This window comes from Streptomyces sp. NPDC041135, assembly GCF_055592085.1.
The window spans coordinates 631,652-656,862 of the sequence record NZ_JBVIYZ010000002.1; the positions used below are offsets into that span (position 1 = coordinate 631,652).

The window sequence follows — 25,211 nt, forward strand, 5'->3', positions numbered from 1 at the left end:
GGAGAACTCCGTGAACCACCGCATGCGCCGCATCGCCCTCACCGCCGCCGCGGCCGCCGTGCTGCCCCTGGCCCTGTCCGCCTGCTCCGACAGCAGCGGCGACTCCACCAAGTCCGACTCCTCCGACAAGGCGTCCGCCGCCGCCACTTCCGACAACGCGGACATGGGCGGCACCGCCACCAGCGGCGCGAGCAGCCTGGACCAGCCGTTCGGCACCGCCTGTTCCGCCGTGCCGAAGGACGGCGCCGGTTCCTTCGACGGCATGGCCAAGGACCCGGTGGCCACCGCCGCCTCCAACAACCCGGCGCTCTCCACCCTCGTGAGCGCGGTCAAGAAGGCCGGCCTGGTCGACACCCTCAACAACGCGCAGAACATCACCGTCTTCGCCCCGACCAACGACGCCTTCGCCAAGATCCCGAAGTCCACCCTGGACAAGGTCCTGGGCGACAAGGCGCAGTTGACGAAGATCCTCACCTACCACGTCGTCGGCCAGAAGCTGACGCCGAAGGACCTGGAGAACGGCTCCTTCGACACCCTGGAGAAGTCCAGGCTCACCACCTCGGGCTCCGGTGAGTCCTACACCGTCAACGACTCCGCCAAGGTCGTCTGCGGCAACGTCAAGACCGCCAACGCGAACGTCTACATCATCGACACGGTCCTGATGCCGAAGAGCTGATGCCGGCACGCCGATGCCGGGCGCCTCGCGGGCGCCCGGCATCGGCGTTCGTCATGGCGTTCGTCCCACGGGGAGAGATGCCGCCGACCGGCGAGACCCCGGTCGGCGGCACCCGGAGCCGAGCGACCCGACGGTGAGCGTGAGGACCAGGCGGTGCGACGGCTGGACCTGCCTCGTAAGCTGCTGCCATGACCGAGATCACGACGCAGTCGCCCCGCGACGCCTTCGAACTCCTGCTGGCCGGTAACCAGCGCTTCGTCGCCGGTACCCCCGACCACCCGAACCAGGACGCCGCCCGCCGCACCGAGATCGCACCGGGCCAGCAGCCCTTCTCCGTGCTGTTCGGGTGCTCCGACTCCCGCCTCGCCGCAGAGATCATCTTCGACCGCGGCCTGGGCGACCTGTTCGTGGTGCGCACCGCCGGCCACGTCATCGGCTCGGAGGTGCTGGGCAGCATCGAGTACGGCGTGGAGGTGCTGGGCTGCCCGCTGGTCGTGGTCCTCGGTCACGACTCGTGCGGCGCGGTCGGCGCGGCGCGCGCCGCGCTGGAGGACGGCGTCACGCCGCCCGGATACATCCGCGACGTCGTCGAGCGGGTGACGCCCAGCGTGCTGGCGGCGCGGGCCGCCGGAAAGGTCGAGCCGGACGAGATCCTCGTCGAGCACATAAAGCACACCGTCGACCTGCTGCTGGACCGCTCCCGGGTGCTCGCCGACCGGGTGGCCGCCGGTCAGGCCGCCGTGGTGGGCCTGTGCTACCGCCTGAGCGACGGCAGCGCGCAACTGGTCGCGGCCCGCGGCCTAGACGCGCAGGCGGCCGCCGCGTCCTGACCGATCACGTCCCCCGCGCCGGGCCGGCGCGGGGGAGTGGCCCCGAGGTCCGACGGGCACGAACGGCCGTCACCCACGACGGGGCAAGAACGGCCGTCACCCACGACGGGGCAAGAACGGCGGGCACCGCGCAGCTCAGTCGGTGGAGCGGGGCCCCGCGGCGCGGCGCAGGCGGTTGGCGATCGCCAGCCCCAGCCCCTCCTCCGCCGGCAAGGAGGCGATGATGAGGTCGCACCCCTGCCGGTCCAGTTCGCGCAGGAAGCCGTACAAGCCGCGCGCGTAGGCGGCCGCGGAGGCGGGTACCCCCACCACGGTGTGGGCCTTCACCGGGGCGTCCGCGGCGGAAGCGGGCAGCAGGACGCCCACCCGGTGCCCCAGATCCTGTGCCGCCTCGGCCTCGGCGACGACCTTCTCGGGCTCGACCAGGACGACCCGCGCCCGCGGCGCGTAGTGCGACGGATGCTGTCCCGGCACCCTGACCCGGCTCGTCGAGGGAACCGCGAACGGGCGCCCCAGCACCGCTTCCAGATCCTCGCGCGTCACCCCACCGGGCCGGAGGATGCCCGGGGCGTCGCCCGTGAGGTCGACGATGGTCGACTCGACGCCGACCTCGCAGGAACCGCCGTCCAGCACGAAGTCGACGGCATCACCCAGCTCGGTCCGCACATGGTCCGCCGTCGTGGGGCTGATCGAGCCGAAGCGGTTGGCGGAGGGGGCCGTGATCCCGCCGCCGAAGGCCGACAACAGCGCCAGTGCCACGGGATGGTCGGGCACCCGCACGGCGACCGTCTCGAGGCCGCCCGTCGCTTCGAGGGGCACGCGGGGGCCACGCCGCAGGACCAGCGTGAGCGGCCCCGGCCAGAAGGCCGCCGCCAGCACACGCGCCGTCGCCGGTACGTCCTCGACCCAGTCGTCCAGTTGCTCGGCACCGCCGAGGTGGACGATCAGCGGGTGGGAGGGCGGGCGCCCCTTGACCTGGAAGATGCGCGATACGGCGCTGGGGTCCTCGGCGTCGGCACCGAGACCGTAGACGGTCTCGGTGGGAAAGGCCACCAGCCCACCGGCGCGCAGCACACCGGCCGCCTCTTCGATTCCACGGGTTCTTGCCGTCACCCGCACGATTCTAAGTGCCCCCGGGGAGAGCCCACGGCCATGCCGTCAGTCCCCGGACGGCAGCGTCAGCAGCTTGCCCATCGCGGCGAGCACGGACGGTTCGACGCGGTAGTACACCCACGTTCCGCGCCGCTCGGAGGTGAGCAGGCCGGCTTCCCTCAGCTTCTTCAGGTGGTGCGAGACGGTCGGCTGGGACACTCCGACGTCGGAGATGTCGCACACGCAGGCCTCCCCGCCCTCGTGCGAGGCCACGGCGGAGAAGAGCCGCAGCCGCACCGGATCACCGAGCGCCTTGAACATCAGGGCGGCCGTCTCGGCCTCCGCGGCCGTCATCGGACGCTCGGCCAGCGGCGGGCAGCACGGCGCCGCACCCTGGCCGCCGACGGGTTCGAGCAGTGGCAGCGCCTTGGCATTCGACATATGTCTATGTTGACACACGTCTAACCAGTCCCTGGAGCCGCCAACGCCCACCTGATTCGACAGATGTCTATGTTGACGTTCATCAAAGCAGACGCCATGCTGGATAGCGCAAGCCATCGACACCTGTCGAAACACGCGCCGCCTGTCGAACCACGCAAGGAGCCGCCGTGAACGCACTCGCCACCACCCAGCTGCCCGTCGTCGTGATCGGGGCCGGACCCGTCGGTCTGGCCGCCGCCGCCCACCTGACCGACCGTGGCCTCGAACCGCTGGTCCTGGAAGCCGGGCCCAGGGCCGGTGCCGCGGTGCGGGAGTGGGCGCACGTGCGGCTGTTCTCCACCTGGGGCGAGGTCGTCGACCCCACCGCCGAGAAGCTCCTCGCCCCCACCGGCTGGACGCGCCCCGACCCGGCGACCTACCCTTCGGGCGCCGACTGGGCCGACCTCTACCTGGAGCCGCTCGCCGGCGTCCTCGGCGACCGCGTCCGCACCGGAGCGCGCGTCACCGGCGTCTCCCGCGCCGGCCGGGACCGGGTCGTGGACGCCGACCGCGAGCAGCAGCCCTTCGTCGTGCACATCGCCCACGCCGACGGCCGTGAGGAACGCGTCCTCGCCCGCGCCGTCATCGACGCCTCCGGCACCTGGGCCACACCGTCCCCGGCCGGCGGCAGCGGCCTCGCCGCCCTGGGCGAGCGTGCGGCCGCCGACCGGATCACCTACCGCGTCCCGGACCTGAAGGACCCAGCCGTCCGCGCCCGGTACGCCGGCAAGCGCACCGCCGTGATCGGCTCCGGCGCCTCCGCGTTCACCGCTCTCGCCCACCTCGCCGATCTCGCCGAGTCCGACGACGGTACGGGGACGAAGGGCGTGTGGATCCTGCGCCGCGGCATCTCGGGCTCCACCTTCGGCGGCGAGGACGCCGACCAGCTCCCGGCGCGCGGTGCCCTGGGCCTGGCGGCGAAGGCCGCAGTCGACGACGACCACGCCGACGCGGTCACCGGCTTCCGCACCGAGTCGATCGAACGCGGCCCCGACGGCCGCCTGGTCCTGGCCGGTGCGGACGGGCGCCGCCTGGACCCGGTCGACGAGGTGATCGTGCTGACCGGCTTCCGTCCCGACCTCACCTTCCTCGGCGAGCTGCGCCTGGGCCTGGACGAACGCCTCCAGGCGCCGGTCGCACTCGCGCCGCTGATCGACCCCAACCAGCACTCCTGCGGCACCGTCTACCCGCACGGCCACCGCGAACTGTCCCACCCGGAGCAGGGCGTGTACCTGGTCGGCATGAAGTCCTACGGCCGCGCCCCGACCTTCCTGGCGATGACCGGCTACGAGCAGGTCCGCTCCGTCGCCGCCGCGATCGCCGGCGACACCGAGTCCGCCGACCGCGTCGAACTCACCCTGCCCGAGACCGGGGTCTGCGGAGGCGCCGGCCTCTTCGACACCGCCGACGCACAGGGGGCCGATGGCAACGGCTGCTGCGCGCCCGCACCGCAACTCATCCAGCTCGGCACCACCACCGCGGAAAGGGCGGCCGCCGAAAAAGCTCCGGCGGGCGGCGGCTGCCGCGCCTCGTGACCGACCGCGGCATGCGAGGCGGCTGGGCCGCGTCCGGAACAGGGAACCGATCGAAACCCCGTCAGCCGGGCGGGTGGGAAGACGCAGTCGTTCGAATCGCGGCTCGCTCCGACCCGTCCTCTCGTGCGCGGCAGCCGCGCCGCTTCAGTCGCAGCCTCAGGACCCGCCGCCGGACGGAGCTGGTGGGCCGGCACGGCGGTATGCGCCACGGGTGCTTCCTGCCGGCCGAGGGCGCCGGCGACCAGGCGTTCGCCCTGTTCACTGACCTGACCTCAGCGCTGTCAGCGGCGCTGTTCGTGTCGCCAGAGGACGTGTACGACACGGATCGCCGCGAGGACTCCGGCGGTCCACGCCCCGGCGGCCCGCAGAAGCGTGTCGACGTGAGAAGGGAGGGGCCAGACGGCCGTGGGTCCGGCGATCGTCGCGAATACGACGACGCCGAGGAAGCAGGCGCTCAGCAGCGCATAGCCGATCTCGACCGACACCGCGTCACGTTCGGCCTGCGTTCGTCGTCGTGTCTTCGTCATGGCGGAAGAATCGCACCCCGGCCGGCCGACAGTCCATCAGATCAGCCGGCGTCGGGCGGCCTCGGTCGGAGTCGCGGACGTCTCAACGAGCCCCGTACGTCTCCCGGAAGACGTTGCGGTCCGGGGCGCGGCGTCCCGGGTGCGGCCGGTGCTCCGCCGGACGGCCGATCGACAGGAGCAGGGCGATGGCCAGGTCGTCGCGGTCCTCGATGCCGATCACCTTCTTGACCTCGGCCTCGTCCCAGCCGTTCATAGGGGATGTCGCCAGGCCCAGCTCCGTGGCGGCCAGCATCACGAACGACGCCGCGATCATGGCGTCCTTGACGGCGTACTCCCGGAGCAGGCCGCGCCGGCCGAGTTCCTCCTGGAACGACCGCGACGCGGAGGAGAACGCGGTGATGAACTCGTCGTTCCACGCTCCGCGGCGCCGCGCCTGCTCGTAGACGTCGCTGTGGTCCGCACGCCAGGCCTGCGGTTCGGCGACGAAGACCAGGACGACCGGAGCCTCCCGGGGCTGGGGCTGGCCTCCCGTCGCCCGTGCCAGCCCGCGGCGTCCCTCCTCGCCGGCCACCACGACAACGGAGCGGTCCTGCAGATTCCAGCTGGTGGGAGCCTCGACGGCCAGGTCGAGGAGCGCATCGACCGCGGCCTCGGGGACCGGGTCGGGGCGGTAGTGGCGGACGGTGCGGCGCGTGCGGATCGCTTCCGCGACGGACATGGTGGGATGCGTCATGCCACTCACTGTCGGAGAGTGGCTCTCTTTTCGGAAGAGAGCACCTTTTTGTGCGTTACTCTCCGCCCATGACGATGAAGACCACGGTGGAATCATCAGGGCTGCCGGCCGACGTCTACTCCGCGAAGTGTCCGACGCGTCAGGTCCTCGACCACATCTCCGGCAAGTGGACGATCCTGGTCGTGGACGCCCTGCTGGAGGGCACCCAGCGGTACACCGACCTGGCGCGCCGCATCGAAGGTGTCTCGCAGAAGATGCTCACGCAGACCCTGCGCGGCCTCGAAGCGGACGGTTTCGTGACCCGCACCGTCCATCCCGTCATCCCGCCCAAGGTCACCTACCGGCTCACCGACCTCGGTCGCAGCCTCGCGGAGCCGATCGCCGCACTGCGCACGTGGACGGAGACGCACATCAACGAGATCGAGCGCGCCCGGGCCCGGCTCACCGCGCAGGGGGAGTAGCCACCGGGGGGTGCCGCCGCGGACCCACCCGGATGTCCCCGCAGGAGTTGTGCGCCCGGAGGTCTCGCCTCCGCCGGCAGGGGTACTGCGGGTGCAGTACGCCCCCGGCCGCACCAGGGCGGGGCATGACGCAAGGGGACAGGTATGACCTCGCAGACCACCCGGGCCGCCGCGCCGGCCCGTACGCCCGTGCAGATGGCAGCCGCTGTCGTCGGTGCCGTCTTCCTCCTCGTCGGCATCCTCGGCTTCATCCCGGGGATCACCACCCACTACGGGGCCATGGAGTTCGCCGCTCACCATTCGGGCGCCAAGCTGCTGGGCGTCTTCCAGATCTCCGTGCTGCACAACATCGTGCACCTGCTGTTCGGCATCGCCGGCCTGGCGCTGGCCCGCACGAGCGGCACCGCCCGCAACTACCTGATCATCGGCGGCGCCGTCTACCTGGTCCTGTGGCTGTACGGCCTGATCATCGACCTCGACAGCAGCGCCAACTTCGTCCCCCTCAACACCGCCGACAACTGGCTGCACTTCTTCCTGGGCCTGGGCATGATCGCCGCGGGCTTCTTCCTCTCCAACCGGGCCGCCTCCACCCGGACGGCCCGGTAGGGCACCGGGCGAGGCGCGCGACCCGGCTGTCCCCGGCCCTCATCGGCGGCTGCCGACCCCGTAGTACTGGAGATCCTGGACGGTGGCGGTGCGGTGGGCCGGGTAGCGGGTGGTGACGGAGGCCGTGGTGGTTCCCCCGCGGCGCACCACGGCTTCCGTCAGGCCCGGCGCGAGGGGCAGGACCTCGGCGTGCGCGCCGACGGGCGCCGAGTAGGTGTGCGGCTCGCTGCCGACGCGGACGCCGACCGTGGCGGGGGCGGTGAGGAAGGTGAGCACCTCCACCTGGTCGCGCGGGGGAGCGGTGCCCGGGCGCGGCCGCATCAGCAGGGTCTGCCGGGCCGTGCCGGACGCGGACGCGAACTGCACCCGCGAGGTGACGTATACGGTGTCGCGCACGATCTGCGGCCAGGCGCCGGTCTTGAACCGGGTCAGGTAGTAGGAGGAGATGTCCAGATAGGTGTGGCCGTTGTGCAGGGACGGGGCGAACTGGCTGCCCTCGGAGTAGTCGTTCCAGGTGGTCAGCTGCACCCAGTCAGCGCCGTCGGAGATCGCGTGGTCCCAGGTGGCGCGCAGCGTCGCGGTGTTGCCCGCCTCGTCGTAGATCCCCTGGTTGGGCCGGGCGTCCTGCACGGACACGGCCTGCATCCACTTCTTGCCCAGGGAGTGCGCGAGCCGGATGTCGCCTGGCACGTTGTCCTGCTGGGTGTAGCTGCGGTTGCCCCAGGACGAGAAGGCGTAACTGATCGGCGCGAACTGCTGCGCGTGGGCGCGGAAGTCGAGGAAGACGGGGACCAGCGCGGTGGCGACGCCGCGTGCGCGGAGTCCGGCGAGGACCTGACCCCACCAGGCGGGCTCCTGCGCCTCGGCCTTGAACGGGGAGACCACGAGCCGCCCGTCGGCCAGCCGGTAGGCGGACGGGGACGCGGCGAGCCGGGCGAGCTGGTCGGCGAGCGTCTGCGGGTCGGTGTGCAGGGAGGTCATGTCCGGCATCAGCACGACGCGGAAGCCCGGGTCCACGCGTCGTGCCGCCTCCAGCAGCAGGTCGACGCGCCGGCGGTTGGGGCCGGTCAGGGAGAGGACGTCGACGGTGAACCCGTCGATCCCGGCGTCCCGGGCGGTCCTCACCTCCTGTTCCAGGTTGGCGAGTTGCCAGTCACCGGCGCTCGGAGGCACCGGCAGGGGGCGGTCGCGCAGCAGGCCGCCGTAGGACGCGTGTCTGCCCTGTTCGCCCTGGGGCGTGAGGTAGTTGCGGGCGTAGTAGTCGTCGTTCGCGGGGCGGTTGTCGAGGGAGAGCGGGTACGGCGTGAAGTAGTGCGCGAAGACCATGTTCGGGCTGTGCCGGAGCACGTCGGCCGGCGGCAGGTCGAAGGGGAGCGCTGTCGTGTCCGTCCGCGCGGTCGGGGTCGCGGAGTGCTGCCGGTCGAGGGCGAGCCCGGTGCCCGCGACCAGTCCGATCAGCGCCAGCCCGAGCAGCGCCCCGAGCAGGGTGCGCCGCCGGCGGCCCGACGGCCGCGCATGCCGGTGGGACTGACGAGCCTGGTGGTCTGTCATGGGTGTCCTCCAGGGACGCCGCCGATCCGAACCCGTACGAACCCGTAGGGGATTGTGGCCTGTCGGCGGCGCGACCGCCACCGATCCGGGCGCACCGGCCGCCGACCCGGCGGGGTCCGAGGTACGTTGACCAGCCCTGAATCCCGTGACACCCGGTTCCCGCCAAGTCGCGGCGATGGTTTCCGGACAGGCTCGGCCGTGCACCCGGAGGGTGCGGGAGCGTCAGGGGGTCGTCGCGCCGAGCCGGTCCGCCTGGTGGGACTGGAGGTAGACGTCCACGGCGTCGTCCCGCATGGCCCGCCACAGATCGGCGCCGGCGCCGCGGTCCAGCAGGACGACCGACTGGCCCGAGATGGTGCCGGTGCCCTTGGCGGGGGCGTTCATGAACACCATGTTCCCGGGGCGGACCTTCCTGTTGTCCCACAGCAGGGCACGCAGGTCACCGTCGCCGAGCCGGTCGTCGACGCTCACGGCGGCGGTGAGGTCGTCGAGCACGGTGGTGGCCTTGAGAGGGTTGGAGAAGGTGGACGGGCGCAGGACCTTCGCCATCAGCGTGCGCAGGAAGTACTGCTGCCGGTGGGTGCGGTCGAAGTCGCCCCGGGGCAGGTGGTGCCGCTCGCGCACGTACGTCAGGGCCTGCGTGCCGTTCATGTGGCGGCTCGCGCCGTCCACGACGAGGTTCACGCCGCCCACGGAGTCGGTGAGCTTCTTGAAGCCGTCCCAGTCGATCACGGCCAGGTGATCGACGCGCACCTTCGTCAGCCGCTGCACGGTGTCGATGAGCAGCGGGGGACCGCCCCAGGAGAAGGCCGCGTTGAGCTTGGCCTTGCCGTGGCCGGGGATGTCCACCCAGGCGTCGCGGGGGAGCGAGACGACGTAGGCGCCGGAGTGGCCGGCCGGCAGGTGGACCAGCATCATCGTGTCGCTGCGCTGGGCGCCGTACTTCCATTCCGGTGCCTTGGCGTCCCGGCCGGTGGTGGGCAGGGCGGAACGGCTGTCCACGCCGACGAGGAGGAAGGTCTGGCCGCCGGCGGACGGGCCGGGCTGCGCCGCGGAGGGAACCTTGGTCGGGAAGACGCCGGAGATCCGGTCGACCCTCGCGGTGTAGTGGTGGACGGCCCACCAGGTGGTGCCGCCCGCCAGCAGCAGGCCCACGACGAGCAGGACGAGGGCCCCGAGCAACACGCGTCGCGCGCGGCTCCTGCGGCGGGCCGGCCGGGCCGGGCGCGCCGGATCGGTCGTGGGTGAACCGGCTCCCGGCTCACCGGAGTTCGCTGTTGCGACGCCGGTCGCGAGATCGTCCGCCCCCGTCCCCGGTCTGCCGCCGCCCGTCGCCTCGGCCGTGTTCTTGTCGCCCACCACGTACCCCCACCTCGCGCGGTGCGGCCCCATCCGCACCAGGGCGCACACTGTAGCCAGCATGTTCGACATGCGTACGCGATTCCGGACGACTGTGGCCGTGACGCAACTCGCGCACCCGCCGTGCGAGTTCGTATCCCCGGATACCGGTCGGTGACGTTCGCGTAAACGCTGCCATGCGGGCACAAGTTTGCCGTACTGTTCATCATCGTGCCGCATGTTCGACGAACGGACGTTCGTTACATCCGGCCCATCGTGCCACGGAACGTGCCTGGGGGGGTACATGTGGGATGTTCAGGCTGTTGAGACCGATCGAACGCGCGACGTCCGCTCCCGCGGACGGACGTCACTGTGGAGGGGACGCAAATCCCGCTGGTACCTACCCGCTTCGCTGATCGTCGACCTGGCGGGCGCGGGAGTACCGGTGACCCTGACCTGCCGGGCCCTGGACCAGCCGTGGGCGGTGACCGGCGGTGTGGTGGCCGCGCTCGCCTGGGCGGGCGTCCAGCTGTTCCGCTCCCGCTACGCCGCCCGGACCCTCGGTGAGAGCCGGGGCACCCTGCCGGTGCTGCACGACTGGTTCATCCTGCTCGGAGTCCTCGCGGCGGTGCACGCCGCGACGGGCGTGCGGCTGCGGGCACCGCTGTGCCTGGCGGCGCTGACGCCCGCGCTCTTGCTCACCCTGGCGTGCCGCAAGCTGGTGCACAGCCATCTGTCCCTGGTACGCCGCCGGGCGCAGGCGGTGATCAAGGTGCTGGTGGTGGGGGAGCCCGTCGCGACCGACGGTGTCACCGCACACCTCGCCGCCCGCACCGACCACCCGTTCGTGGTCGTCGGCGCGGTGCCCGTGGGCGAGGGCCGGCCGGCCTCGGGTGTCCGCACCGGCGGGCAGCTGGCGGCCACCGAGCCCGCCTCCGCGTCCCAGGACGCGGAAGCGGTCGTCGACGCGGTGCACGGCCTAGGCGCCGACCTGGTGCTGGTCGTCCCGGGCGCCACGCTCTCCGGGGAACGGCTGCGTCGGCTGTCCTGGGGGCTGCACGACGCCGGGGTGGAGATGTTCGTCGCGCCCGGCCTGGTGGAGGTGTCGGTCAAACGCCTGGAGACCCGGTCCGCCGCCGGCCTGTCGCTGCTGCGGGTGGCCCCGCCCGTCCGGCACGGCGCGCAACTCGTGCTCAAGCAGCTCCTGGACCGCGGTGCGGCCCTGGCCGGGCTGATCGCGCTGGCCCCGCTGCTGGCGCTGGTGGCGGCGGCCGTCAAACTCTCCTCGCCGGGGCCGGTGTTCTACCTGCACGAGCGCATCGGACGGGCCGGGCGCCCGTTCGTGATGTGGAAGTTCCGCACCATGAAGGTGGGCGCCGACCTGGAGAAGGCCGCGCTGAGGCACGAGAACGAGCACGACGGCCCGATGTTCAAGATGCGCCGGGACCCCCGGGTCACCCGGGTGGGCCACCTGCTGCGCCGCACCTCGCTCGACGAACTGCCCCAGCTCATCAACGTTCTCAAGGGTGACATGTCCCTGGTAGGTCCGCGTCCTCCGCTCGCCGACGAGGTGGCCCGTTACACGCCCGTCGAGCGGCGGCGGCTGTCCGTGCGGCCCGGGATGACCGGGCTGTGGCAGATCGGGGGACGCTCGGACCTGTCCTGGGACGAGACCGTCCAGCTGGACCTCAGCTACGTGGACAACTGGTCGTTCACCAGTGACGTCGACGTCATGGCCCGCACGCTCCGCGCCGTCGTCGACGGCCGCGGGGCGTACTGAGACGCCCGCCCGTGGCAGCACGGCACCCCGGCGCGCACGGCGCGCCGGGGTCACCCGACGGGGCGGGGCGATCAGCTCCCGAGCGAGTTGCGCCAGTGGGCGTAGGTGGCCGCGATGCCGTCGCGGAGCGGGATCGCCGGCTTCCAGCCCAGACCGGACAGCCGGGAGATGTCGAGCAGCTTGCGCGGGGTGCCGTCGGGCCGGGTCGTGTCCCAGGAGATCCGGCCGGTGAAGCCGGTGACGTCGGCGACCGTCCCGGCCAGTTCACGGATGGTGAGGTCGCTGCCGCAGCCGACGTTGACCGGTTCGTCGCCGTCGTAGTGGCGCAGCAGCACCGCACAGGCCGCGGCGAGATCGTCCACGTGCAGGAACTCCCGGCGCGGGGTGCCGCTGCCCCACAGCACGACCTCCTCCCGCCCCTGCGCCGCGGCCTCGTGGAAGCGGCGGATCAGGGCCGGCAGCACGTGCGAGGTCTCCAGGTCGAAGTTGTCACCGGGACCGTAGAGGTTGGTGGGCATGGCGCTGATGTAGGACGCGCCGTACTGACGCCGGTAGGACTGCACCTGGACGATGCCCGCGATCTTCGCGAGGGCGTACGCCTCGTTGGTGGGCTCCAGCGGCCCGGTCAGCAGGGCGTCCTCGGTGATCGGCTGCGGGGCGTGCTTGGGGTAGATGCACGACGACCCCAGGAAGAGCAGGCGCCCCACCCCGGCGGCGTGCGCCCCGGCTATCACACTCAGCTGGATCTGGAGGTTCTCCTCCAGGAACTGCACCGGCTGGGTGCTGTTGGCCATGATCCCGCCGACCTTCGCGGCGGCGAGGACCACGGCGTCCGGGCGCAGCGCGGCCAGTTCGGCGGCGGTGCGCGCGGCGTCGCGCAGATCCAGTTCGGCACGGGTGCGGGTGAGCACCTCGTGCCCGTCGGCGGTGAGCCGGCGGGCCACGGCGGAGCCCACGAGGCCCCGGTGGCCGGCGACGAAGACACGGGCACGTTCGGGCAGCAGCGATGCGGTCATGGACCGGATCATGCCAGGCGCCACGTGATCGGCAGGCCAATGTCGCCAAGATCGGCTGAATTGCCGGTACTTCACGACATAAGAACCCCGTGTGCGGGGCGCACGGAACGGTTCCGGTCCCTCGGGGGGCCGGCAGGGAGGGGAAACACCGTATGACCAAGACCGCGCTGATCACCGGGGTGACCGGACAGGACGGCTCGTACCTGGCGGAGTTGCTGCTGTCCAAGGGATACCGGGTGCACGGCCTGGTGCGGCGGTCGTCCAGCTTCAACACCGAGCGGATCGACCACATCTACCAGGGCCCGCAGGAGGCCGAGCGCAGTTTCGTGCTGCACCACGCCGACCTGTCCGACGGAGTGGCGCTGGTGAACCTGCTGCGCGACATCCAGCCGGACGAGGTGTACAACCTCGGCGCCCAGTCCCATGTGCGGGTCTCCTTCGACGCGCCGCTGTACACCGGGGACGTGACCGGACTGAGCACGCTGCGGCTGCTGGAGGCGATCCGGGCCAGCGGGGTGCAGACCCGCATCTACCAGGCGTCGTCCTCGGAGATGTTCGGCGCCACACCGCCCCCGCAGAACGAGGGCACCCCCTTCCACCCGCGCAGCCCGTACGGCGCGGCGAAGGTCTTCGCGTACTGGACCACCGTCAACTACCGCGAGGCGTACGGAATGTTCGCGGTCAACGGCATCCTGTTCAACCACGAGTCCCCGCGGCGCGGCGAGACCTTCGTGACCCGTAAGATCACCCGCGCGGTGGCCCGCATCCGGGCCGGCCTCCAGGACCGTCTCTACCTCGGCAACCTGGACGCGGTCCGGGACTGGGGATACGCGCCCGAGTACGTCGAGGCCATGTGGCGGATGCTCCAGCACGACGAGCCGACGGACTACGTGGTCGCCACGGGAGTTCCCGCCACCGTGCGGCAGTTCCTGGAGACCGCGTTCACCCACGCCGGACTCGACTGGAACGAGCACGTGCGCTACGACCCCAAGTACGAACGCCCCAGCGAGGTCGACGCGTTGATCGGCGACGCCACCAAGGCGCGCACGACCCTGGGCTGGCGACCCACCGTCCTGGTGGAGGAGCTGGCGCGGATCATGGTGGACGCCGACATCCGGCAGGTCGAGGCCCAGCTCGCGGGGGCCACCATACGCATTGACCGCTGAACACACCTTTTTTGGCGACAGATGAGTCAAGTCCGCACCATCCCGTGTCATGTACTCGTATGGTTCGCGGGCAAACACGTTCGTGCGGCCCGTCGGACTCTGGGGAATCCGGCGGGCGCGTCCAAGGCAGAGGACCCGCGGGGCGGGTCCGGAAGCCGGGGGGTTCATGCATAGATCCAGAGGGCTCAGTACTGCTCTCGTCCTGTCCACCGCGGCCGGCCTGGGCCTGGTGGCCCTGCCGCAGCCGGCCGCCGCGCTCACCCCGCCCGTCGCCTTCACCGCCGACGATCTGCCCACCTGGCAGACCAACGGCATCGTGTGGGCCCTGGCGGAGGCGGGCGGCACGGTCTTCGCGGGCGGCACCTTCTCCCAGGTACGCCCGCCCGCAGGGGCGGCCGGCACCGCGCAGAACGCGGTGAACTTCGCCGCGCTGGACGCGGCGACCGGCGCACCCACCTCCTGCAAGCTGTCCTTCACGATCGGCAGCGGCACCGCGACCGTACGGGCGCTCGCCGTCTCGCCGGACAAGAAGACGCTCTACGCGGGCGGTTACTTCGGCGCGGTCAACGGCATGCCGGTCAGCAGCCTGGCCGCCATCGACATCGCCACCTGCACACCCAAGGCGGGCTTCCACCCGAGCGTCTCCGCTACCGTGCGGACGCTCGCCGTCACCGACGACACCGTCTACCTGGGCGGTGACTTCTCCACCGTCGGCGGCAGCGCACGCGCGCGGTACGCGGCGGTCGACGCCACCAGCGGGGCCGTGAAGCCGTTCCAGGCCGACGTCGACGAACCCGGCAGGGCCGTCGCGGTCACCCCGGACGGCAGCGACGTCATCCTCGGCGGCGACTTCTTCACCGTCAACGGCGCCACCTCGCACGCCCTGGCCGTCGTCGACGCCACCACGGGCGCCAACGTCCGCACCTATCCCGGCTTCATCGAGAACAACTCGGTGGTCAAGGCGCTCGACACCGACGCCACCGGCTTCTACACCGGCAACGAGGGCACCGGCGGCGGCGTCTTCGACGGGCGCATCGCACTCGACCTGTCCACCCTGAACCAGCGGTGGCGCGACACCTGCCTGGGCGCCACCCAGGCCGTGCGGTCCTACCAGGGCGTGCTGTACAGCGCCTCGCACGCCCACGACTGCTCCAGCGTCGGCGAGTACCCGGACGGGCGCCGCCACCACCTGCTCGCGGAGCCGACCACCGGCACCAACAAGCTGGGCTGGTTCCCCGACACCAACGACGGTCTCGGCGAGGGCATCGGACCGCGCGCCATGGTGGTGTCCGCCACCACCGGCAACACGTACATGTGGGTGGGCGGCGAGTTCACCACCGTCAACGGCGCCGCGGCCCAGGGCCTCACCCGCTTCGCGGCCACCCCGGACACCGGGGCGCCCACGGTGCCGTCCGCCAGTGCCGAGTCCGTCAAACCGGCCGAGGCGCACGTCCGCTGGCGCGCGAGCCTCGACACGGACGACACCCGGCTGACGTACAAGGTCTACCGCAACGGCGGTACCACGCCCGTGTACACGGTCGACGGGGACTCCGTCGAGTGGGCGCGCCCGCAGCTGTCCTTCACCGACAAGAACGTCACCGCCGGTACCACCTACAGCTACCGGGTGACCGCCACCGACGGCGCGGGCAACACCTCCGCCCTGTCGGCCGCGGCCACCGTCACGGTGCCGACCTCCGCCCAGAAGTACCCGGAGAAGGTGCTCGCCGACGGCGCCGGACTGTACTGGCGCTACGACGACTCCACCAGCCCGTTCGTCGGCGACACCTCACCCGGCGACCAGAGCGGTATCCAGCTCAACGGGCCCTCGCTGCGCCAGACCCCGGCCGCCGTGACGGGACCGTCCACCGCCATCGGCCTCGACGGCACGGACCAGATCGTCTACGGCGACAAGCGCACGACGGTGCCGGGCCAGTACTCCATCGAGACCTGGTTCAAGACCACCACCACCCGGGGCGGCAAGCTCGTCGGGTTCGGCGACAACACCACGCGCGCCAGCGGCAACTACGACAAGCACGTCTACATGCGCGACGACGGCCGCCTGGTCTTCGGCGTCTGGACGGGCACCACCCGCACCATCACCACACCCACCGGGTACAACGACGGCACCTGGCACCACGTCGTCGCCACCCAGGGCTCCTCCGGGATGGCGCTCTACGTGGACGGCAGCCAGGTCGGCACCCTGGCCGAGAGCAACAACCAGAGCTACAGCGGGTACTGGCACGTCGGCGGCGACAACCTCAACGGATGGCCCAACCAGCCCTCCAGCAGCTACTTCGCCGGCCAGATCGACGAGACCGCCATCTACCCCTCCGTGCTGAGCGCGGCCCAGGTGCAGAGCCACTACACCGCGGCCTCGGCCCCGGCCGACAGCGTGCAGACGGTCCGGACGTCGGCCGACACCTACGTCAACGCCGGCGCCACCGGCACCACCTACGGCACCTCCACCTCGCTGGCGGTGCGCGGCAGCGCGGCGTACGAGACGTACCTGCGCTTCGACCTGCCGGCGGCGCCGGCCGGTACCGTGCTCAAGAGCGCCCGGCTGGCGGTGAAGACCACCACGCTGAGCAGTGCCGGCAGCACGGACGACATCGCCGTGCGGCCCGTCACCGGAAGCTGGACGGAGGCGGGCACCACCTACGCCACCCGGCCCACGGTGTCCTCCACCGCCATCGGCACCCTCAGCGGCGCCTCCGACGTGTCGACGCTGTACTCGGCGTCACTGGACACCTCGGCGCTGACCGCCTCCCTCGGCGCCTCCTACGACGTCGCGCTCACCAGCACCGGGACGGACGCCCTGTGGCTGTGGTCCCGTGAGGCACCGGCCGCGGAGAACACCCCGCAACTGGTGCTCACCTTCGGGGCGCCGTAGACACCACGCGTTCCCCTCGCGCGGGGCGCCGGTCCACACCGGCGCCCCGCGTCCCACCCGGACCCGCCGCCGTGCGGGCCGCTTCCGTACCGAGGCCCCCACCGGGGCCGCAGGAGCCCTGATGCACACTCCGACCCTCCGGCGCCCGAGGCCCGGCGCCGTCACCGGTGCCCTCGCCCTCGCCCTCGCCGCGCTCCTCACACTCGCCGGCTGCGGCTCGTCGGGCGACGACGGGGCCCAGCCGCGGGCGAACCGCACCCTCTCCGACGAGCAGGCCGCCGCCGTCCCCGACGACCAGGCCGACCCCCAGCCCGCGGGCGCGCCGTCCGCCACGCCCGAGGGACCGGTGCTGCCGGACCCGAAACTCACCCCGGCCACCGGCTCGTTCACCACCAAGGAGAAGAAGTACCTGCACGGCCGGGTGCCCGTGAACATGGACCCGGCGGCCGTCCTCCAGCTCGGCCAGGAATCCTGCCAGCGCCTGGCCCGCACCGCGGCCCACGACCGGGACGCGGCCGTCGGCGCCCTCATCGCGGGGGAGGTGCCGGGCGCCCGCGACGCGATCACCCAACTGTGCCCGAAACAGCGCCCCCTGCTGGACGCCGCCGCGACCGGCTTCGCCGACGGCACGCGCAAGCAGCCGCGGCCGGGCACCTACCGGGCGCTCACCCACGCCGCAGGCTGCACCTGGAAATCCCTCGGCGCCGACGGCAAGGTCCTGGCGTCGGGACCCGGCACGGGCGCGGGCAAGAAGGGCAAGGTGACCGCGCGGATCCCGGCCGGCACCCGCACGTTCGTCTCCTCCGGCTGCTACGCCTGGCTTCCCGCGCGGACCCGTTCGTAGACACCGAGCAGCGTGTCCAGGACCGCGTCCATGGAGAACGTCCCGACGGCCAGTTGCCGGGCCGCCGCCGCCGCGGTCCGGCGCGCGGACGGCTCCAGCAGGTCGAGCACCGCCGGGGCGATGCCGGCCGGACCGCTCACGACCCGGCCGGCCCCGGCCCGCTCCACGTCGCGTGCCAGGCCGTTGGAGCCGGTCACCACGACCGGGGTGCCCACGGCCAGCGCCTCAAGCACCGACATCGGGAACGGCTCGTCGACCGAGGGCAGCACATAGACGTGCGCGCGGCGCAGCTCCTCCGCCATGCGCGTCCCGGTGAGCGGTCCCGGGCAGCTCACCCGGTCCGCGAGGCCCAGCTCCTCCACCCGCCTCCGTACGGCGGCCAGTTCGCCCTCGTCGGGGCCGGCCACCACGAAGCTCGCGTCCGGGTGCCGGGCCAGGACGGCGGGCGCCGCCTCCACCAGGTCGACCGGGCGCTTGCGGGCCTGCAAACGGGCCGCGAACAGGATGCGCGGCGCACCCGTGGGCGGGACGCCCTCCGGCTGCGCGGGCACGCCGTTGACCAGACGCACCGCCTGCCCCAGTTCCGCGCCGCCCACCACCGCGCGCAGGTCCTTCAACTCCCGTCCGGTCAGGTGCAGTACGGCGCCGGCGCGCCGCAGCACCCGGCGGACCGCGACCGCGTCGAGCAGCCGGGCGGACAGCCGCTCGCTCGGGTCGACCATGCCGTGCGTCTGCAGGACCAGCGGCCGCCCGGCGCGCAGCGCCGCCAGCGCCACCGGCAGGGTCACCAGGTCGCGGGCGAGATGGACGTGGACGACGTCGGCCTGCCGCACCAGACGGTGGGCGCCGGCCAGGAGCCCGGGCGAGGTGAGGCCGCTGAAGCCCACCGGCAGCACCCTGCGGGCCCGATGCAGCAGGGCCGGGACGCCCTCGACCTCCGTGGGCAGCGGCTCGGGGAAGCCGTCGGCGAGGGCGGTGAGACGGACGTCGTGTCCGCGCGCCCGCAGCCCCTGGCAGAGGTTGACGGCGACCCGGACCGGCCCGCCGAAGGCATGGGTGGTGCTGTGCAGGGTGACCGCGTGCAGCACTCTCACACCGGCTCCTCGACCGGGCGGCGCCGGTTGTCGGCGGTGTGCAGGGTCAGTGCGGGCAGGTCCTGGTGCACGACCGCCCCCGCGCCGACGACGGCGCAGCGCCCGACCTTCACCCCGGCCAGCACCGTGGCGCGGGCCGCGATCCAGGCCCCGTCGTCCACGGTGATCGGCGCGTTGCGGTACCGGAAGTCCGCCGCGCGGTGCTCATGGCTGCCGGTGCACAGCAACGCCTCCTGGGAGACGCACACGTGGGCGCCGAGCGTGACCGGTTCGAGGTTGAGGATCCACGCCCCCTCACCTATCCAGGTGTGGTCGCCCACCGTCAGCTTCCACGGCCACAGCACCCGCACCCGGTGCCGCACGAGCACCCCGGTCCCGATCCGGGCCCCGAAGGCGCGCAGCAGCGCCGTCCGCAGCCGCGCCGGGGTGAACCACGCCATGAACACCGTGTTCAGCACCGCGAACCAGAGCGCCTGGACGAGCACGCCGCGCCCCTTGTCGTATCCGGCCAGCGTGAAGGCCCGGAGATCCCGCATCGGTCCCACCCCCCAAAGGCGCCTCCCCGGACGCCACTTCGCCCCACTCTAGTAGCTGACCGTTCACCGCAGGCCACGGGTCGGTAGACTGCGCCGGGGATCTTTCTCGGGGGCGGGGGCGCCATGACGCAGCAGACCGACCGGAGCGCTCGGGCGGCGTCCAGGACGACGCCGGCGGGTTCGCCGCAGCGCGCTGCCACGGCCCCCTCCCCACGCACCGCCACGGCCGCGTCGGTGCCGGCGTTCTCACCGCGCACCCTGCTCTCGCGGGCCCTGTCGGTGCCGCTGGTGCTCGGCTTCTCCGTGTTCCTGCCGCTGCTGGTGCTGGTGCAGCCGGGTGCCGGACTGCACGACTCGGCGCTGTGGATGCAGCTGGCACTGACGGTGTACTCCGGCACCCGGCTGTCGGCGATGATCCTGACCAACCGCCGCAAGCTGCTGGCCGGTTCGTTCTGGCTGTTCGTCTACATGGCGATGGGCGTGGCCCCGCTGGCGCAGGCGGTGCTGGGCCGCACACCCACCCCCGTGGTCGGCGCGCGCACCGATCTGACCGAGGCGATCTCGCTCGTCCTGATCGGCTGTGCCGCCTTCGACGTCGGCTCGCTGCTCGCCCGCCAGAAGCCGGGCGGCGTCAGGGACGAGCGACTGCGCCCCGCACTGGTGCACCGGCGCCGGCTGTACCTGCTCACCGTGCTCGCGTTCGCCGGCTCCGCCGTCCTCGTGGCGAAGCTGGGAGGCCCGGCGGTGTTCTTCACCAGCCGTCAGGAGATCATCAGCAGCGTCCAGGAGGCGGGGCTCTCCCAGGCCGACTCACAGGCGGGCCAGGCCATCGTCCGCGGCTTCGGCACCGTGCCCGTCCTGATCGCCTGGCTCGTCTACACGCGCTGGCTGGTCACGTCGCGCCGGGCCCGCCGGTCGGCGCCGGTCATCGCCACGTGGCTGGCCCTGGCCGCGGTCAACGCCGTCGTCAACAACCCCATCTCCAACCCGCGGTTCTGGTTCCTGACCGTCCTGTTCTCGCTGCTGTTCACGCTGTTCCCGGTGAGCGCCGCCTTCTACCGGGTCGCGCTGAGTCTGGGCGCGGTGATGGCACTGATCATCTTCCCCTTCGCGGACCGCTTCCGGTACGACGACGCCAACTACCGCCCGCTGGAGACCTCCTCACCGCTGGAACCGCTGACGGTCAAGGACTACGACCAGGTCGGCATGTTCGCCAACACCATCACCTACGTCCGGTCGGGCCCCGGGCACACCTACGGCCGTCAGCTGGCGGGCTCGGTGCTGTTCGCGGTTCCCCGGACGGTGTGGCCGGGCAAGCCCCTGGACACCGGCGTGCTGGTCGGCCAGTGGATGGGCGCGACCAACACCAACCTGTCCTCGCCGCTCTGGGCTGAGCTGTGGACCGACTTCGGCCCGGTCGGCATGACGGCCGGTTTCGTCGGCCTCGGCTACGCGGCGGCACGGGTCGACCGTCGCTACGCCCGCCGGGCGGTGCGGCGCGCACCGCCGGGCAGTCTGATCGCGCTGACCGTGCCCCTGGTCGCCGGCTACTCCTTCATCCTGCTGCGCGGACCCCTGCTCCAGGCGTCCGGGCGGGTGGCGATCGCGGTCTGCTGCATCGCGCTGATCACCACGTTCCGCCAGGACCGGGCCGACGGACTGCGCTGACCGCCTTGGCGGGGGCCGGTCACGGGCGGCCGCTCACCGGCCGCCGACGCGGCTCGCCGGCCTCCCTCAGCCCGGGGAGACCGCCGTGGCCGCCGCGGCCGGGGGCCGTTCCCCGGCAGGCAGGCGGCCGACGCGCAGCCAGGCCGCCGCCGCCTTGAGCGCGGAACCCGCGGCCAGTCCCCAGGCGGCGCCCAGGGCCGTACCGGTGAGCAGGTATCCGCCGAGCATGAGGACGACCGACAGCAGCGAGAACACCACCTGCACCGACAGGGTGGCGCGGGGGCTCAGCACCCGCAGGGTCACCAGCGCACAGGTCCCGATCCCCATCACCGCGTACTGGGCACCCGAGGCCGGCAGCAGCGCCGACGCGGAGTGCCAGGTGGCTCCCAGGAGCTGCCGTCCCGCGTGGTCGGGCAGGGCGTGCAGCACCAGGCCCCAGGCGAGACCGACCGCGCACAGCACGGCACCGAGGACGGCGGCCGCGCGGGCCGTGGCGCGGCGCCCGCCGAGCCGGTTCAGCAGCGGCGGGCCGAACGCGTTGACGGAGTTGAACAGCACGTTGAGCGGCCCGAAGAGCGTCGTCGCACCGCGCAGCGCACCGACCGCGAGCGGCGCGGCGAACAGCCCGAGCCCCAGCACGGCGAGCTGGCTGGAGGCGTTGCCGACGGCGAACTCGACCACGAACCGCCGGCCCAGATGCCCCCGGCGCACGAAGGGCCGCAGATCGGCCCGGACGCCGCGCACGTGCGGCCACAGCAGGCGCAGGCCGAGCAGGAGCGCGGGCAGGGCGGACAGCCCCCACACGGCGACGAGCACGCCCGGCGCGCTGTGCCGCGGCTGCACCAGCAGCGTGGGCACCACACACACCAGGCGCAGGGTGTCCGCCGCCAGAGCGAGAGCGGGCCGGCGCAGGGCGGAGAAGGCGTAGCGCAGCCCGTCCTGCATCAGCACCGGCGGCAGGACCAGCCCGAGGGCGAGGAAACCACCGCCCGGCCCGCCCCAGCCACCGCTCACCGCGGCGGTGAGCGTGCCCGCGGCGGCCAGCACCAGGCCCGCGGCGGTCGCGGCGAGCGCGGTGAAGGAGACCGACGACCGGCAGGCCGCACCGGTGACCTCGGCGTCGCCGCGAGTGAGGACGACGGTCTGCCCGACGTACGCCATGTTCAGGCCGAGCAGCACGGTGAAGGTCAGGTAGACCATCGAGAAGGTGGCGAACCCGTGCGCGGTGGAGACCCGGGCGGCGATCACCAGCACGGCGATGTTGGTCAGACTGGACGCCGCCTGGTCGAGGACGGAGGCGAGGACCGCCGTGACACGTCGGGGCGGGCGCGCCGGGCCGTGCGCGGGCGCCGGTCCGGCCGAGGCCGTCACCGGTCTCCCGAGCGAACGGTGCGCAGGGCGACGGTGTCGCCGCCGTCCCCGTCGTCGTGGTGGAGCGCGGGCTCGGGCCGGGGAGCGCGCGGTGCGGGGTGTCCCGCCGGGCCGCCGTCGCCGTGGCGCCGCTTCTCCCGGCGGACGGAGGGCACCGCGGAGCGCCGGTGCGTCTCGGCGTGCGTCACCGCGCCGAGCACCGTGCCGCCCGCGCCCACGATGAGTTCCCGGATGCGCACCAGGTCGGCGCGGTGCACGGTGCGCGGGTCGCAGACGATGAGCACCCCGTCGACCCGGTCGACGAGCGCGAGCGCGTCGGCGTAGGCGAGGACGGGCGGGGCGACGACCACCACCGTGGCGTCGGGGTCGTCGGCCTCGGCGATCAGCTGCGTGGTCCGCGTCGAGGTCAGCGCGCGCGGCACGTTGGGCACCCGCTCACCCGGGACCAGGCCGAAGGTGCCGGACTCGCCCGCGTCGACCACGAGGTGGTCGCTGCCGGGCCACCCGCCACCGGGCTGCTCGGCGGTACGGCTCCAGCGGGGCCGGGAGGCGGCGGACACGTCGAGCCGCCCGGAGAGCGAGGGCGAGCGCAGGTCGGCCTCGACCAGCAGCACGTTCTTGCCGGTCTCGGCGAAGGCCGCGGCGAGGTTGACCGCGACCGCCACGCTGGACTCCATCGCACCGCGCGGCGCGACGACGAGCAGCCGGCGCCGGTCGGCGAACCGGTCGTCGTAGGCGAGCCGGAAGGCGATCGAGCGGTACTCCTCGGACGCGCGGGAGTCGGTGCTGCCGACCACCAGGGCGCCCGCGGAGCCGCGCGGCAGGTTGCCGAGGACCGGGCCGCGCACCGCCCGGGCCACGTCCCCGGCCGAGCGGGGCGCGGGGTCGAAGATCAGCCGGACCCAGGCGCCGAGCAGGCCCAGGCCGACACCGGCGAGGCCGCCGAGACCGAGCGAGAGCGGCAGGCCCGGCCCGTCGGGGGCGCCGGGAACGGTGGCGTTGCGGATGACGTTGCCCGGCGTCATGTCGAGCGCCTTCAGGCTGGTGATCTTGCTGCGCAGATCGGTGATGCGGTTGAGCAGGTTGGCCTGAACGGCGTAGGCGGAGTCCGCGGCCGAACCGTCCGGCAACTGCTTGATCCGCTCGGAGAGTTCGTCGTTCTGCTTGGCGACCGGATTCAGCTGGTCCTGGAGGCTCTTCAGCATCGCCCCGCGCACGGACTCCCACTGGTCCTTGCGCAGCTCGATGTAGGCCTGGGTGAGGGCGTTGGCCCGGCGGGCGGCCTGCTTCGGATCGGAGGCGCTGTAGGTGAAGTGCAGCACGAGGGTCTGCGGCGGGTTGGTGACCTGGAGACCGTGCTGGAGCCCGTCGATCTCGGCCGCGTGCAGCCCGAGGCGCTTCGCGGCTCCCTCGGCGACCGTGCGGCTGAGCGCCGTCTGCCGCTCGGACCCCATGTTGAGCGCCTTGTCACCGGACAGGGTCGGCGCGAAGGGGTCGCTGGTGGGAGCGCGCAGCACGATGTCCGTGGTGGCCGCGTAGCTGTCGGCGCCGTTGACGCCCAGCCAGCCCCCCGCCAGCAGGCCGACCGCGACACCGCCGCCGATCAGCCAGCGGTAGCGCAGCAGTTGGCGGAACTGCTCGCGCAACTGCTCCGGCTCGTCCTCTCCTCGGACGGGGACATGTGCGTCGCTCACCTGGCCGGACCCCCCACAACCTCGTCGATCAGCGCGTCGATCCGCGCCAGTCCCGCCTCCCGGGACAGGTGGGCCGTCACGTGCCGCGGGCCCGCCGCGCCCAGCTCGTCCGCGGTCGACGGATCTTCGGCGAGTCTACGCACTGCTGACAGGAACTGATCAGGATTCTCCGGTTCCACCAGCACGCCCGCACCGGAGCGCAGGACTTCGCGGGCGGTGCCGCCCTCGGCGGCGACGGAGGCGACCACGGGGCGGCCGGTGGAGAAGTAGGAGGTGAGCTTCGACGGGACGCTCATGTCCAGCACGGAGGCACGCTGTGTCACGGCGAGCACGTCCGCCGCGGCCAGCACGTCGGGGAACTCGCCCTCGGCCACCGCCGGCAGGAACTCCAGGTTCGGCGCGCCCTCGGCCAGCCGGGCCAGATGCTCGCGCTGGCTGCCGTCGCCCATCAGCACGATCCGGACGCCGGGGTCGCGGCGCGCCGCCTCCACCAGCACCTCCAGGCCCTGTTTGAGACCCATGTTGCCCGCGTGCAGCACCACAGGCCGCTCGGGTCCCCAGCCCAGCCGCTCGCGCGTCCTGGCCCGGGGAGCCGACGGCGGCTCCACGTGCGCCCAGTTGGGCACCAGGCGGATGCGGCCGGGGTCCACGCCCATCGCGCGCACCCGCTCGACGAACGTCTCGTGGATCACGCCGACCAGGGCGGCGCGCCGCAGCACCCACGACTCCGCGCGCTGGGCCAGCTCGGCGGCCCGGCCACCGCCCTGGATGCCGGACTGCGCGGCGGCGGCGCCCATGAGGTCCTGGACGACCGGGACGTACGGGACACCGTGCCGGGCGGCGATCCGGGCGCCGAGCACCCCGCCGGCGAGGCTGGGCAGCTGGGCGAGGACGGCGTCCACCCGTCCGGTGCGGGGCGGCGCCACCATGCCGTGGGCCAGTATCGAACCCTCGAACACGGCCCGGCGCAGAGCGCTCTGCCGCGGTGGGACGCTGTGCCGGCGACGGTGCACGGTGACGCCTTCACGCCGCTCGGTGGTCCGCCACACTCCCCGGTACGCGGGGTCGAGACGCCAGGACGGGTAGTGGGGCAGCCCGGCCAGGACGTGCGTGTCGTGGCCCCGGCTCGCCCAGTGCTCGGCGATGCCGGTGGCGTACGGCCCGATGCCGGTGTGCTCGGGCGCGTAGTTGGTGGACACCAGCAGCAACCGCCGCCGCGCCGTGCCGGGTCCGGACCCGCCGTCACGGAGATCACCGGTACCGGCCTCCGGTCCGGAGGTGTCCGTCCCGGTCGTGTCCGGTCCGGTGGTCTCCGGCCGATGC

At 72.8% G+C, this 25,211-nt stretch carries 22 protein-coding genes; 10 read left to right on the forward strand and 12 right to left on the reverse strand.

Annotated features, from left to right (window positions below; all coding sequences use genetic code 11):
* The first annotated feature begins 10 nt into the window (after positions 1-10).
* Positions 11-676 carry a fasciclin domain-containing protein gene (locus ACZ6CZ_RS07055; protein WP_469015891.1) on the forward strand — a complete coding sequence of 222 codons (666 nt, stop codon included), beginning with the start codon at positions 11-13 and terminating at the stop codon, positions 674-676.
* A gap of 188 nt (positions 677-864) precedes the next feature.
* Complete coding sequence (locus tag ACZ6CZ_RS07060) at positions 865-1,506, forward strand: carbonic anhydrase (protein WP_469015893.1); 642 nt, start codon at positions 865-867, stop codon at positions 1,504-1,506.
* A 135-nt stretch (positions 1,507-1,641) separates the two neighbouring features.
* Here the strand turns inward: ACZ6CZ_RS07060 and ACZ6CZ_RS07065 are convergent, their stop codons facing one another.
* On the reverse strand, positions 1,642-2,619 hold the full coding sequence (locus tag ACZ6CZ_RS07065; RefSeq protein ID WP_469015896.1) for an L-threonylcarbamoyladenylate synthase: 978 nt from the start codon (positions 2,617-2,619) through the stop codon (positions 1,642-1,644).
* 45 nt (positions 2,620-2,664) lie between these two features.
* Entirely contained in the window at positions 2,665-3,039 is a 375-nt protein-coding gene (locus tag ACZ6CZ_RS07070; RefSeq protein WP_469015899.1) for an ArsR/SmtB family transcription factor, read from the reverse strand.
* Positions 3,040-3,206: 167 nt separating this feature from the next.
* On the opposite strand from ACZ6CZ_RS07070, the gene ACZ6CZ_RS07075 reads away from it, so the two are divergent.
* Complete coding sequence (locus ACZ6CZ_RS07075) at positions 3,207-4,613, forward strand: FAD-dependent oxidoreductase (protein ID WP_469015901.1); 1,407 nt, start codon at positions 3,207-3,209, stop codon at positions 4,611-4,613.
* A 281-nt stretch (positions 4,614-4,894) separates the two neighbouring features.
* On the opposite strand, the gene ACZ6CZ_RS07080 is transcribed toward ACZ6CZ_RS07075, so the two are convergent.
* Together ACZ6CZ_RS07080 and ACZ6CZ_RS07085 are read right to left on the reverse strand one after the other, a co-directional pair.
* Positions 4,895-5,140 carry a DUF6332 family protein gene (locus ACZ6CZ_RS07080; protein ID WP_469015904.1) on the reverse strand — a complete coding sequence of 82 codons (246 nt, stop codon included), beginning with the start codon at positions 5,138-5,140 and terminating at the stop codon, positions 4,895-4,897.
* Between the two features lie 82 nt (positions 5,141-5,222).
* Positions 5,223-5,873 (reverse strand): nitroreductase family protein, encoded by a 651-nt coding sequence (locus ACZ6CZ_RS07085; protein ID WP_469015906.1) that lies wholly within the window; start codon positions 5,871-5,873, stop codon positions 5,223-5,225.
* 68 nt (positions 5,874-5,941) lie between these two features.
* Between ACZ6CZ_RS07085 and ACZ6CZ_RS07090 the strand changes: the two genes are divergently transcribed.
* The gene (locus ACZ6CZ_RS07090) at positions 5,942-6,334 is read left to right on the forward strand and encodes a winged helix-turn-helix transcriptional regulator (protein ID WP_469015908.1); all 393 of its coding nucleotides are present in this window, start codon (positions 5,942-5,944) and stop codon (positions 6,332-6,334) included.
* Between the two features lie 144 nt (positions 6,335-6,478).
* Positions 6,479-6,940, forward strand: a complete 462-nt coding sequence (locus ACZ6CZ_RS07095; protein ID WP_469015911.1) for a DUF4383 domain-containing protein — start codon at positions 6,479-6,481, stop codon at positions 6,938-6,940.
* A gap of 39 nt (positions 6,941-6,979) precedes the next feature.
* Here ACZ6CZ_RS07095 and ACZ6CZ_RS07100 read toward each other — a convergent pair whose 3' ends face one another.
* Positions 6,980-8,491, reverse strand: coding sequence for a glycoside hydrolase family 71 protein (locus tag ACZ6CZ_RS07100; RefSeq protein ID WP_469015913.1), 1,512 nt, complete (start codon positions 8,489-8,491; stop codon positions 6,980-6,982).
* Positions 8,492-8,713: 222 nt separating this feature from the next.
* Positions 8,714-9,676, reverse strand: a complete 963-nt coding sequence (locus ACZ6CZ_RS07105; RefSeq protein WP_469015916.1) for an LCP family protein — start codon at positions 9,674-9,676, stop codon at positions 8,714-8,716.
* Positions 9,677-10,133: 457 nt separating this feature from the next.
* On the opposite strand from ACZ6CZ_RS07105, the gene ACZ6CZ_RS07110 reads away from it, so the two are divergent.
* A complete protein-coding gene (locus ACZ6CZ_RS07110; protein WP_469015918.1) occupies positions 10,134-11,609 on the forward strand; it encodes an exopolysaccharide biosynthesis polyprenyl glycosylphosphotransferase in 1,476 nt (491 codons plus the stop codon).
* A gap of 71 nt (positions 11,610-11,680) precedes the next feature.
* Here ACZ6CZ_RS07110 and ACZ6CZ_RS07115 read toward each other — a convergent pair whose 3' ends face one another.
* Positions 11,681-12,625: a GDP-L-fucose synthase family protein gene (locus ACZ6CZ_RS07115; protein WP_469015920.1), complete on the reverse strand. Its 945-nt coding sequence runs from the start codon at positions 12,623-12,625 to the stop codon at positions 11,681-11,683.
* A 152-nt stretch (positions 12,626-12,777) separates the two neighbouring features.
* Between ACZ6CZ_RS07115 and gmd the strand changes: the two genes are divergently transcribed.
* The 3 genes from gmd (at position 12,778) to ACZ6CZ_RS07130 (ending at position 17,525) form a co-directional block, all read left to right on the forward strand.
* Positions 12,778-13,791 carry a GDP-mannose 4,6-dehydratase gene (gene gmd / locus ACZ6CZ_RS07120; RefSeq protein WP_469015922.1) on the forward strand — a complete coding sequence of 338 codons (1,014 nt, stop codon included), beginning with the start codon at positions 12,778-12,780 and terminating at the stop codon, positions 13,789-13,791.
* A gap of 166 nt (positions 13,792-13,957) precedes the next feature.
* Positions 13,958-16,681 (forward strand): LamG-like jellyroll fold domain-containing protein, encoded by a 2,724-nt coding sequence (locus tag ACZ6CZ_RS07125; RefSeq protein WP_469015925.1) that lies wholly within the window; start codon positions 13,958-13,960, stop codon positions 16,679-16,681.
* 121 nt (positions 16,682-16,802) lie between these two features.
* Positions 16,803-17,525: a hypothetical protein gene (locus ACZ6CZ_RS07130; RefSeq protein WP_469015928.1), complete on the forward strand. Its 723-nt coding sequence runs from the start codon at positions 16,803-16,805 to the stop codon at positions 17,523-17,525.
* On the opposite strand, the gene ACZ6CZ_RS07135 is transcribed toward ACZ6CZ_RS07130, so the two are convergent.
* Together ACZ6CZ_RS07135 and ACZ6CZ_RS07140 are read right to left on the reverse strand one after the other, a co-directional pair.
* Positions 17,492-18,619, reverse strand: coding sequence for a glycosyltransferase (locus ACZ6CZ_RS07135; protein ID WP_469015930.1), 1,128 nt, complete (start codon positions 18,617-18,619; stop codon positions 17,492-17,494). The two genes, ACZ6CZ_RS07130 and ACZ6CZ_RS07135, sit on opposite strands and share 34 nt — an antisense overlap.
* On the reverse strand, positions 18,616-19,155 hold the full coding sequence (locus ACZ6CZ_RS07140) for a WcaF family extracellular polysaccharide biosynthesis acetyltransferase (protein ID WP_469015932.1): 540 nt from the start codon (positions 19,153-19,155) through the stop codon (positions 18,616-18,618). The genes ACZ6CZ_RS07135 and ACZ6CZ_RS07140 overlap by 4 nt, the downstream gene beginning before the upstream one ends.
* A 123-nt stretch (positions 19,156-19,278) precedes the next feature.
* Between ACZ6CZ_RS07140 and ACZ6CZ_RS07145 the strand changes: the two genes are divergently transcribed.
* Positions 19,279-20,823 carry a hypothetical protein gene (locus tag ACZ6CZ_RS07145; protein WP_469015935.1) on the forward strand — a complete coding sequence of 515 codons (1,545 nt, stop codon included), beginning with the start codon at positions 19,279-19,281 and terminating at the stop codon, positions 20,821-20,823.
* A 66-nt stretch (positions 20,824-20,889) separates the two neighbouring features.
* On the opposite strand, the gene ACZ6CZ_RS07150 is transcribed toward ACZ6CZ_RS07145, so the two are convergent.
* Genes ACZ6CZ_RS07150 through ACZ6CZ_RS07160 form a run of 3 tightly spaced genes read right to left on the reverse strand, consistent with a single transcriptional unit; the run spans position 20,890 to position 25,090 of the window.
* Entirely contained in the window at positions 20,890-22,194 is a 1,305-nt protein-coding gene (locus ACZ6CZ_RS07150) for an MATE family efflux transporter (protein ID WP_469015937.1), read from the reverse strand.
* The gene (locus tag ACZ6CZ_RS07155; protein ID WP_469015940.1) at positions 22,191-23,888 is read right to left on the reverse strand and encodes a P-loop NTPase family protein; all 1,698 of its coding nucleotides are present in this window, start codon (positions 23,886-23,888) and stop codon (positions 22,191-22,193) included. The genes ACZ6CZ_RS07150 and ACZ6CZ_RS07155 overlap by 4 nt, the downstream gene beginning before the upstream one ends.
* Complete coding sequence (locus tag ACZ6CZ_RS07160) at positions 23,885-25,090, reverse strand: glycosyltransferase (protein WP_469016586.1); 1,206 nt, start codon at positions 25,088-25,090, stop codon at positions 23,885-23,887. The genes ACZ6CZ_RS07155 and ACZ6CZ_RS07160 overlap by 4 nt, the downstream gene beginning before the upstream one ends.
* Positions 25,091-25,211: the final 121 nt, after the last annotated feature.